This is a genomic window from Vannielia litorea, assembly GCF_018424695.1.
GTDB classification, from domain to species: Bacteria; Pseudomonadota; Alphaproteobacteria; order Rhodobacterales; family Rhodobacteraceae; genus Vannielia; species Vannielia litorea_A.
The window spans coordinates 1-9,222 of sequence record NZ_QTNQ01000118.1 but is presented as its reverse complement, the minus strand read 5'-3'; the positions used below and the strand labels follow the sequence as shown (position 1 = coordinate 9,222).

Here is a 9,222-nt window from a genome sequence, read left to right as displayed (position 1 = left end):
GGACCACCCCGCACGGACGCGCCCTGTGGCACGCCCGGCCTTCCGCACCGTCACCTCCGTGATCACCGCCTCCCTCGGCCTCTTGCCGCTCGCCGCGGGCTTCGCATTGGCCGGGCGTGCCACAGGGCGCGTCCGTGCGGGGTGGTCCATCGCCGGTCTCACACTCGCAACCGCCGCAATCACGGCCCCCATCTCTCCTTCGGCGACGCTCTTCTGCGGCACGCTGGCCATCCTCGGCCTCGCGCTCTTCGCCGCGCCCTGGCGCACGCCCGGTCTGCCCTGGCTCGCCACCGGCTGCCTCGCCGCCCTCGTTCAGCTGTCACTCTTCTTCGCGGATTTCAGGCCCAGGCCGCCCATAGACCGCGCCTTCCACGACACCTATTACGTCGTCTCCCACGCACATTATGCAATGACGACCTTCCTCGTCTTCCTGCTGTTCTTTGCCCTCGCCCATGCCGTGGGCCGCGCCGCCAGCCAGCGCTTCGGCTGGACCCACGGCGCACTTCTGGCCCTCGCCTCCGCCGCCACGCTGCTGCCCGCTTACTGGCTCTCGATGCAGATTACGCCACGGCGTTACATTGATGCTCCGGAAGTCTTCCGGACCGTCAACACCATCACCGAGATCACCGGCACCCTCGCGGCCCTGCTCATCCTCGCAGGCCTCATCTGGCTCGCCATCGCCGCCTTCCGCGCCCGCCGACAAACCGGACCCACCGCATGACAGAGCTTTCCCCCAGCCACACCGCCCTGCGACTCTGCATCGCCCTCGCTTTCGCCGGCTCGGTTTTGGCGCTCTTTCTTGCCAGTATCCCGCCGTCCATGATCGAGCTGCGCCCGCCCCTCTACCAGCCGCAGGGCCTTGCCTACGGGTTCTATATCGGCGCGAGCCTCATCGCATCCGTACTGACCATGCTCACCGCTGCGCTCCTGCCGCAGGCTACGGTCCTGCCCGCCTCGTCGCGCATTGCGCGGATCGTCGCCTTCGCCGCCACCGGGGCCGTCGCGCTTATCGCGCTCGCCACCTTCGGCCTCGCCACCCTGCTTGAGGGCGCCAACACCGACCCCACCCGCGCCTATTGGACACAGGTCATCGTGCAATCCCTCGGCGCGCTGATCACGGTGCTGCCCGCCCTCGTGCTCACCGCCGCACTCGCCCTGCGCCTGCCCCCCGGGCTGGCGCGCGGCCTCGCTCTCGTCGCCCTTGCCCTGCTGATCCCAATGGATATCGCCGCCAACGCCGGGCTCTCGCCGGTCCCCACGGCGGGCCTGCTCCTCGCGCTGCTGCTCGCCACGGCTTACGCTTTGCACCGCAGCGGCGGCCTACCCGCACAGGCGCGGCTCTGGCTCATCGGTCTCGCCGCCCTCTGGACGCTGCCTTGGGCCCTGGGGCACCTGCCCGCTGCCGGCACCGCGCTGATGATAGACGACCCCTCCCGCAGGGGCAGCGCACTGGCCGAGGCGCTCCTGGGCGATCCCGCCGCCTATCACCTCGCCAGCCAACCCGTGATGCTGCTCTGCCTCGGAACACTCGCGACTCTGCTCTTCCGCCACCCGGCGCGGAACGCCCGCACCATGGCCATGCTGCTCAGTCTGACGGGCTTGGCCGCCGCCCTGCCCGCAGCGTTGGAGATGCCGGCTCTTCCGCCCGCCGAAGGTCTCGACATGCTGCGCTCCGGCGTCTATTCCGCCGGACAGGTGCTCGCCGCCAGCACCGGCTGGCTCGGCGCGCTGCTCACACCGCCCATCGCCGCTCTCACCGCCGCCTGGCTCTGGCTGCGCGGCACCCGCACCCGGGCCTGACGACGGCCCCCGAATTCCGCACGAAAATTGGTGTCAGCCCAACAGCTTCTCGTGCTGCTGAAGGGCAAAGCGGTCGGTCATCCCGGCGATGTAATCGGCCACGATCCGCGCCAGCGCGGTCTCGCCCTCTGCCTCGCTCACGTCCTTTTGCCACTCATCCGGCAAGAGCTCCGGGCGCGACATGAAGAGCGGAAACAACTCTTCCACGACTGTCGTGACCTTCGCCCGCATCTCCACCACCGCAGGCGCGCGATACATCCGGTGAAACAGAAACTCCCGCACCTCGGCAATCCGCCCCTTCAGGTCGTCGGAGAAATCCACCACCGAATGCCCCAGCTCGCGCACCTCCTGCGCCGACTGTGGCTCCGCCTCGGCCAGTCGCGCCTGGCTGACGGCAATCACATCCTCCACCATCACCCCGAACACCCGCCGCAGCGCCTCATAGCGCCGCCGCTTGAAATCGAGCCCCGGGTAAATTTGATCCACCTGCCGATAGCTGTCCGCCGTCAGTGCAAGACCCTCAAGGTCAGCATCGGTAAAGAGCCCGGCGCGCAGCCCGTCCATCAGGTCGTGGTTGTTATAGGCAATGTCATCAGAAAGCGCCGCCACCTGCGCCTCGGCGCTGGCATGGGTGTGCAGCTCCAGATCCTGCAACTTGGCATACTCCGACAACCCGTAAGGCAGCTCGCCTTCCACCGGCCCGTTGTGCTTGGCAATGCCCTCAAGGCTTTCCCATGTCAGGTTCAGCCCGTCGAACTCGGCGTAATGCCGCTCCAGCGAGGTGACGATGCGAATGGCCTGCGCGTTGTGGTCAAACCCGCCATGAGGCGCCATCAGCGCGGCAAGCGCGTCCTCGCCGGTATGGCCAAAGGGCGTGTGGCCCAGATCATGGGCCAGCGCCACCGCCTCCGTCAGCTCGATGTTCAGCCCCAGCGTGCCCGCAATCGTGCGGCCCACCTGCGCCACCTCCAGCGTATGGGTCAGCCGGGTGCGAAAATGATCTCCCTCATGCTCGACGAAGACCTGAGTCTTGTGCTTGAGCCGCCGAAAGGCGCTCGCGTGGATGATCCTGTCGCGATCCCGCTGGAACGGCGAGCGAAAATGGCTCTCCTCCTCGGCAAAGAGCCGCCCCCGGCTCGCCTCCGGATCACATGCGTATTTGGCGCGCATTCCTGCCCCTTCTCGTTCAATCGTGAGCGACCCTGCCTTGTCGCCCGTCTCTCAGCCCCATATATTTGAAACGTAACCGGAAAGCGATGCACCCGATGACCCTGACCTTGCCACCCAAAGTCACCCCCCGCGCCTACGCCCGCCTCGCCGAGATCGATGCCGCCCCAAAGGCCCTGCGCGTGGCCGTCGAAGGCGGCGGCTGCTCGGGCTTCCAATACGAGATAACGCTGGATGAACCGGCTGCCGACGACCTCGTGCTGGAGGAGGGCGGCCAGAAAGTAGTGGTCGACGAGGTGTCCCTGCCCTTCCTCGAAGGCGCCACCATCGACTTCTCCGAAGAGCTGATCGGCGCGCGTTTCATCATCGAAAATCCCAACGCCACCAGCTCCTGCGGCTGCGGCACCTCATTCTCGATGTAACCGCCAGGCGCGCTCCCAGCCCAGCGTAAGTCAGGCCTCTTCCCGCCTCTGCTGCGCCGTGCATGGGCAGGAGAAACGGGGTGAGCCAGCGGCCCACCCCGGCGAGGCGTCAGCAGCCGTAGCCGCCAGCGCCTTGCCCGCCAGAACACGGGTCCCAATAGCCGCCGCCCTCTTCCTCGACCTCTTTCTCGGTCTCCTCGCTCTCGCTTTCCTTGGCCTCCTTGTTCTTCTCGTCGGCCAGCTTCTGCGCCTTGCGCTCAGTAGCCTTGCGGCCCTTGCCCGTCACGATCTCGCCCCAATGGTCATCCTTGCGCACATGGGACGTGCAGTCATTGCCTTTACAGTGCGTGCCCGTAACCTTGTAGTCACCAGCTTGAGCCATCCCCGCCAGCAAAGCCGCCGCAGCGGTGAGGATCGAAATCTTGAGCCGGTCGTGCATGACAATTCTCCATGCATATGCATCAACAATGCCGCATCCATCGCAGGGAGCTCGCCAGCTGCCGAGGCTCAAGCCAATGATCTCACAGTATTTTCACCCGAGCGTCACGCGCCTCACGCAAGGTGACGCGTCCGGTCCACCACCTCTTCGGGCAACTCCAACTCAATGTGCCCGGTGCCCGGGTGCACCTTCACAACCGGCTTTTCCGGGAGGAGATCAATCGCGGTGTTGAGGTCTCCCAACAGCCGGGCAATCGCCTCACGGCGTGTCTCGATGCGTGAAGCCGATGCGGCCCGAGGGCCAAAGATGGTGCTGAACATGATAATTGCTTTCTGAGTTCCGGGGCCGCCCCTCGGGCGTGTCAGCAAGTCAACCTTCCATATCTCCAGAGGTTCCCACGTGCATTGTGCATCCCCGCCCCTTGGGGCAGAAAGGCCCGGCAAGCGCGGAGGCCCCCATGAAAATCGCCACCTTCAACATCAACGGCGTAAAAGCCCGCATCGGCGCGGTCACCGATTGGTTAACCGAGAGCGCCCCCGATGTCGCCCTGCTGCAAGAGATCAAATCGGTGGATGAAAACTTCCCCCGCGAGCATTTCGAAGACCTCGGCTATCAGGTCGAAACCCACGGCCAAAAGAGCTTCAACGGCGTCGCCATCCTGTCCAAACTCCCGCTTGAGGATGTCACCCGCGGCCTGCCCGGCGACGAGACCGACGAACAGGCCCGCTGGATCGAGGCCACCGTGATCGGCGATCACACCGCCCTGCGCCTCTGCGGCCTCTACCTGCCCAACGGCAACCCGGTGGAAGACGGCACGAGCGAGAAATTCCGCTACAAGCTCGCCTGGATGGACCGGCTGATCGAGCGGGGCCGCGCCTTGATGGCCGATGAGCAGCCCGCCCTCATGGCCGGCGATTACAACATCATCCCGAGCCCCATCGACGCCGCCCGCCCCGAGGCCTGGGTCGGCGACGCGCTCTTCCACCCCGAAAGCCTCGCCAAGTGGCGCGAGCTGAACAACCTCGGCTTCACCGAAGCCTTCCGCGCCCGCACCCGCGGCCCAGGCCACTATTCCTTCTGGGATTACCAGCGCGGCGCATGGGACAGGAATGACGGCATCCGCATCGACCATTTCCTGCTCACGCCACAGGCCGCCGACCGCCTGACAGACTGCTGGATCGAGAAAGACGTGCGCGGCCGCGAAAAACCCTCCGATCACACCCCCGTCTGGGTCGATCTGGATGTCTGAGGCGCGGCCCGGCTCGCCGCCGCGCAGCCTCGCAGCCTCCTTTTTTGCCTTCGCGGCGTCCCTCGCCCTGCTGGCCCCGCCGCCGCTCTACCTCTGGCAGCAAGGCCTCTTCGATGCGCCCCGCGTCAAGCTGACCCGCCTCATCACCGGAAATGACCGGACGGCCCTCGCCGTCGCCCGCGCCATCGAGCGCGGCCACAGCCCGGAGGCCATCGAAGCCGAAACCGGTGTGTCCCTCGAAGACGGCGGCTCCCGCTCCGTCACCCTCGCCTGGTATCTGCTGGACGCCTTCGGCTGGGACTATCCCCGCGCTGCCTATTTCGACTGGAAAGACAGCTGCGAACAGGTCTGCCCCCAGTTCGACGCCATGCTGGCGCACCACGGCATTTCCGAGCGGCCCGACCGCGAGAGCATCCTCGCAGATGAGGCGCGTCACGCCGAGGAATGGAGCGCCATGCCCGTTGTCTGGGCGCATTATGCCCCCGTTTTCGACGCCCACGGCCTCCAGCTCCTCACGCTGGATCCGCAGCCGGGTTGGGATGCCTATTACATCTTCGTGGCCCCCAAACGCACGGCCCGCAACTGGGACGGAACGGTGATCGATGAGCCAGGCGACGGTGGCCTGGAACTGCGCACCATCCCGGTGCCAACCAGTGACGTAACAACGCCAGACGGCCTCGCCGCCGCCCTCGCCCAGGTCACCGGCGGCACGCCCGAAATGCGGCACGCGCCCCTCCTCGCAGGCCTCCCCTTCACCGAGCTGTTCTGAAGGCCCCAAGGGACGGCGGGTGGGGTGTCGTTGCGCCAGCAACGCACGTCACCCCGCCGTCAGCCAGAGGTCACATCCGCGCCCCAGAGCCAGTCGAACTTGCCCGGCAGCACCCCCGGCGCAAACCGGCTGGCCGCCCCGAGGGCCCGATGCGCCGCCCAGCGTCTCGGCCCGCGCGGCAGGTGATAATTCCGCGCATTCGCCGTCGCCGCATCCACGATCCTGCGGCACCGCTCAGCCCGCGCCAGCTGAAACGCCGCCAAGCCGGCCTCAAGGCTTTCGGCCCCCGCAAGTTCCGCGGCCAGGACCCAGGCATCCTCCAGCCCCATCGCCGCGCCCTGTGCGAGATAAGGCAGCGTCGGATGGGCCGCATCGCCGACAATCACCAACCGCTCCCGATGCCAGCGCGCCGCAACCCCGTGCCGAAAGAGCCCCCAGCGCCGCACCCGATCGACCCGTGCCAGCCAGTCCGGCACCGGCCCGCCGAACCCCGCGAAGGCGGCGCGGAACGCCCCAGGATCGCCCGGCACCTGCCAGCCCTCCTCCGCCCACTCCGCCTGCTCCTCGCAGGCCACGATGTTCACCAGCCGCCCGCCCCGCAGCGGATAGGCCACCAGATGCCGCCCTGGCGCGAGGAAAAGCTGCGCCTCCGGGGCCATCTCTCCCTCCGCCTCGATCAAGGCCCGCCACGCAAGCTGATGGGTAAACACCGGCTCCTGCGGCCCGAGCAGAGCCGCCCGCGCGCGGGAGTGCAGCCCATCCGCGCCCACAACCAACCCGGCCTCCAGCGCCTCGCCGCTCTCCAGCACCACCGCGCCGCCCGGGCGCACCTCGGCCACCCGGCAGCCCAGCGCAATCTCCACGCCCGCCTCCCGCGCGCCCTGCTCCAGCACCGCCAGCAGGTCGGCCCGGTGCACATTGGCAAAGCGCCCGCGTCCCGCGTAAGGCACAAAGGCCACCTCCCGGCCCGAGCCCGCATCCCGCATCCGCACGCCCCGGCTCTCGTCGCTGACAGCCTCAAAACCCGCGCCCAGCCCCAGCGCCTCCAGCACCCGCCCCGCATTGGGGCTCACCTGAATGCCAGCGCCGACCTCCTCCAGCGCCGCCGCCTGCTCCAGCAGCCGCACCTTCGCGCCGCGCAGGGCCAGCGCCCGCGCAGTGGCCAACCCGGCAATCCCGCCGCCCAGCACCAGGGCATCCAGTCCAACAAGGCTCATAAAAGCAAAACGCCCGGCCAGGCCATCAGCCCCCGGGCGCTCCTTCTCGCATCCGTCACCGGATCAATCGTCCCGGTGCACCTTCTCGCGGCGCTCGTGGCGCTCCTGCGCCTCGAGGCTCAGCGTGGCGATCGGGCGGGCGTCCAGCCGCTTGAGGCTGATCGGCTCGCCGGTCTCCTCGCAATAGCCGTATTCCCCGGCCTCGATCCGGCGCAGCGCCGAGTCGATCTTGGCCACCAGCTTGCGCTGCCGGTCCCGGGTGCGCAGCTCGAGCGCCCGGTCGGTCTCCTCGCTCGCGCGATCTGCAATGTCGGGGATGTTGCGGGTGCCATCCTGAAGCGCTTCAATCGTGTCGCGGCTGTCACTCAGCAGGTCTTCCCGCCACTGGATCAGTTTCCGACGGAAATACTCCGTCTGGCGGTCATTCATGAAGGGTTCGTCTTCGGCCGGGCGATAGTCGTCGTCCAGAAAAAGTTCCTGCTTCATCCGTGCTCCCTCGGGCTGTGCTTTTCTCTCACTCTGTCGAGTCGTCTGCATCACGCGCTCCAATGCGGTCCATCTACACGCGACCGCCCCCCTTGTCACTGTCTTTTAATGCCGTCAGGGTGGAATTGAACATGCCGTGATCACAATCATGCGCCTGGAAGAAGATTGAGGAAATTCATGAGATTCGAAGGCACCGACAGCTATGTCGCCACCGAAGACCTGACCGTTGCGGTCAACGCTGCCGTGGCGCTGGAGCGGCCCCTCCTGGTCAAGGGCGAACCCGGTACGGGCAAGACGGAACTGGCCCGCCAGGTGAGCGAAGCGCTCGGCCTTCCGATGATCGAATGGCACATCAAATCCACCACCCGCGCCCAGCAGGGCCTCTACGAGTACGACGCCGTCAGCCGGCTCCGCGACAGCCAGCTTGGCGACGAGCGGGTGCACGACGTGTCCAACTACATCAAGCGCGGCAAACTCTGGGAGGCCTTCGCCGCCCCGGGCCGCGTGGTGCTGCTGATCGACGAGATCGACAAGGCCGACATCGAGTTCCCCAACGACCTGTTGCAGGAGCTCGACCGGATGGAGTTCCACGTCTACGAAACCGGCGAGACGGTGAAAGCGGTCCACCGCCCCATCGTCATCATCACCTCCAACAACGAAAAGGAGCTGCCCGACGCCTTCCTGCGCCGCTGCTTCTTCCACTTCATCAAGTTCCCCGAGATGGAGACCCTCAAGCAGATCGTCGAGGTCCACCACCCCGGCATCAAGGCGGAGCTGCTGACCACCGCGCTCACACAATTCTACGAAATCCGCGAGCAACCCGGCCTGAAGAAGAAGCCCAGCACCTCGGAAGTCCTCGACTGGCTCAAACTCCTCCTCGCTGAAGACCTGTCGCCTGAAGACCTCAAACGCGACGGCGCCAATGCCCTCCCCAAACTTCACGGCGCTCTGCTGAAGAACGAGCAGGACGTTCACCTCTTCGAACGCCTCGCCTTCATGGCAAGGCGGGAAAGGTAGGGTGGGCAATCTGCCCACCACTCCATGCAGGCCCTCACCTACCGCACCGACTATGCCCACACCCCCGAGGGCCGCGCCGCCCTCGCCGAGCTCATCGGCGCGATCTTCCACGTCGACATCTCCCCACTCGACCGTTGGGGTCATGATCCGTCTGTGCGCAGCTTCGGCTACTGGCAGGGCGACACCCTCGTCGCCAATGTCTCACTCTACACCCACCACCTTTGCCTGGGCGGACGCACCGTCCGCGCCACCGGCATCCAGTCCGTCGCCACCCGTCCCGCGCATCGCGGGCGCGGCCTCTTCTCCGACCTGCTCCCCAAGGCCCTCGCCGCCGCCGACAGCGATCTCATCCTCCTCGTCACCAACCACCCGGGCCTCTACACGCCGCACGGCTTCCGCCCCGTGACCGAGCACAGCTTCCACGGCCCGCTGCCCGCGCCAACCGGCCCGGCCCACCACCGCCACCTCTCGCTCGACGACCCGCAGGACATCGCTGTGCTGCTCAGCCATTTTGCCAACCGCGCGCCCGTCTCGCTGACAGCCTCCGCCAGCGACCACCCCGCGCTCTTCCTCCTGAAGGCCCGTGAATCCCCCGGGATCGCGCTCCACCACATTCCCCTCCTCGACGCCATCGTCGCGCTCGATCCCTCCGGCCC

At 67.0% G+C, this 9,222-nt stretch carries 12 protein-coding genes; 7 read left to right on the top strand and 5 right to left on the bottom strand.

Annotated elements, in window-relative coordinates:
• On the top strand, positions 1 to 721 hold a 721-nt coding region (locus DYI42_RS22110), incomplete at its 5' end, for a cbb3-type cytochrome c oxidase subunit I (protein WP_213549060.1).
• Entirely contained in the window at positions 718 to 1,800 is a 1,083-nt protein-coding gene (locus DYI42_RS22105; protein WP_213549057.1) for a hypothetical protein, read from the top strand. The genes DYI42_RS22110 and DYI42_RS22105, both read left to right, overlap by 4 nt.
• Positions 1,801 to 1,833: 33 nt before the next feature.
• Here DYI42_RS22105 and DYI42_RS22100 read toward each other — a convergent pair whose 3' ends face one another.
• The gene (locus tag DYI42_RS22100; protein ID WP_213549055.1) at positions 1,834 to 2,970 is read right to left on the bottom strand and encodes a deoxyguanosinetriphosphate triphosphohydrolase; all 1,137 of its coding nucleotides are present in this window, start codon (positions 2,968 to 2,970) and stop codon (positions 1,834 to 1,836) included.
• 101 nt (positions 2,971 to 3,071) lie between these two features.
• Between DYI42_RS22100 and DYI42_RS22095 the strand changes: the two genes are divergently transcribed.
• On the top strand, positions 3,072 to 3,389 hold the full coding sequence (locus tag DYI42_RS22095) for a HesB/IscA family protein (RefSeq protein WP_140016101.1): 318 nt from the start codon (positions 3,072 to 3,074) through the stop codon (positions 3,387 to 3,389).
• Between the two features lie 109 nt (positions 3,390 to 3,498).
• Here DYI42_RS22095 and DYI42_RS22090 read toward each other — a convergent pair whose 3' ends face one another.
• Complete coding sequence (locus tag DYI42_RS22090; protein ID WP_213549053.1) at positions 3,499 to 3,828, bottom strand: hypothetical protein; 330 nt, start codon at positions 3,826 to 3,828, stop codon at positions 3,499 to 3,501.
• A 113-nt stretch (positions 3,829 to 3,941) separates the two neighbouring features.
• A complete protein-coding gene (locus tag DYI42_RS22085; RefSeq protein WP_213549051.1) occupies positions 3,942 to 4,148 on the bottom strand; it encodes a hypothetical protein in 207 nt (68 codons plus the stop codon).
• Positions 4,149 to 4,285: 137 nt separating this feature from the next.
• Between DYI42_RS22085 and xth the strand changes: the two genes are divergently transcribed.
• Together xth and DYI42_RS22075 are read left to right on the top strand one after the other, a co-directional pair.
• Positions 4,286 to 5,077, top strand: coding sequence for an exodeoxyribonuclease III (gene xth / locus DYI42_RS22080; protein WP_213549049.1), 792 nt, complete (start codon positions 4,286 to 4,288; stop codon positions 5,075 to 5,077).
• Entirely contained in the window at positions 5,070 to 5,846 is a 777-nt protein-coding gene (locus DYI42_RS22075) for a DUF6630 family protein (protein ID WP_213549047.1), read from the top strand. The genes xth and DYI42_RS22075 overlap by 8 nt, the downstream gene beginning before the upstream one ends.
• Positions 5,847 to 5,905: 59 nt before the next feature.
• Here the strand turns inward: DYI42_RS22075 and DYI42_RS22070 are convergent, their stop codons facing one another.
• A complete protein-coding gene (locus DYI42_RS22070; RefSeq protein ID WP_213549045.1) occupies positions 5,906 to 7,063 on the bottom strand; it encodes an FAD-dependent monooxygenase in 1,158 nt (385 codons plus the stop codon).
• A 63-nt stretch (positions 7,064 to 7,126) separates the two neighbouring features.
• Complete coding sequence (gene dksA / locus DYI42_RS22065; protein WP_213549043.1) at positions 7,127 to 7,549, bottom strand: RNA polymerase-binding protein DksA; 423 nt, start codon at positions 7,547 to 7,549, stop codon at positions 7,127 to 7,129.
• A 177-nt stretch (positions 7,550 to 7,726) separates the two neighbouring features.
• Here dksA and DYI42_RS22060 point away from each other — a divergent pair, with 177 nt between their 5' ends.
• Both DYI42_RS22060 and DYI42_RS22055 read left to right on the top strand, forming a co-directional pair.
• Positions 7,727 to 8,566 (top strand): AAA family ATPase, encoded by an 840-nt coding sequence (locus tag DYI42_RS22060; protein ID WP_213549041.1) that lies wholly within the window; start codon positions 7,727 to 7,729, stop codon positions 8,564 to 8,566.
• Between the two features lie 24 nt (positions 8,567 to 8,590).
• Positions 8,591 to 9,222, top strand: a 632-nt coding sequence (locus tag DYI42_RS22055; RefSeq protein WP_213549039.1) for a GNAT family N-acetyltransferase, incomplete at its 3' end; no start/stop codon positions are given.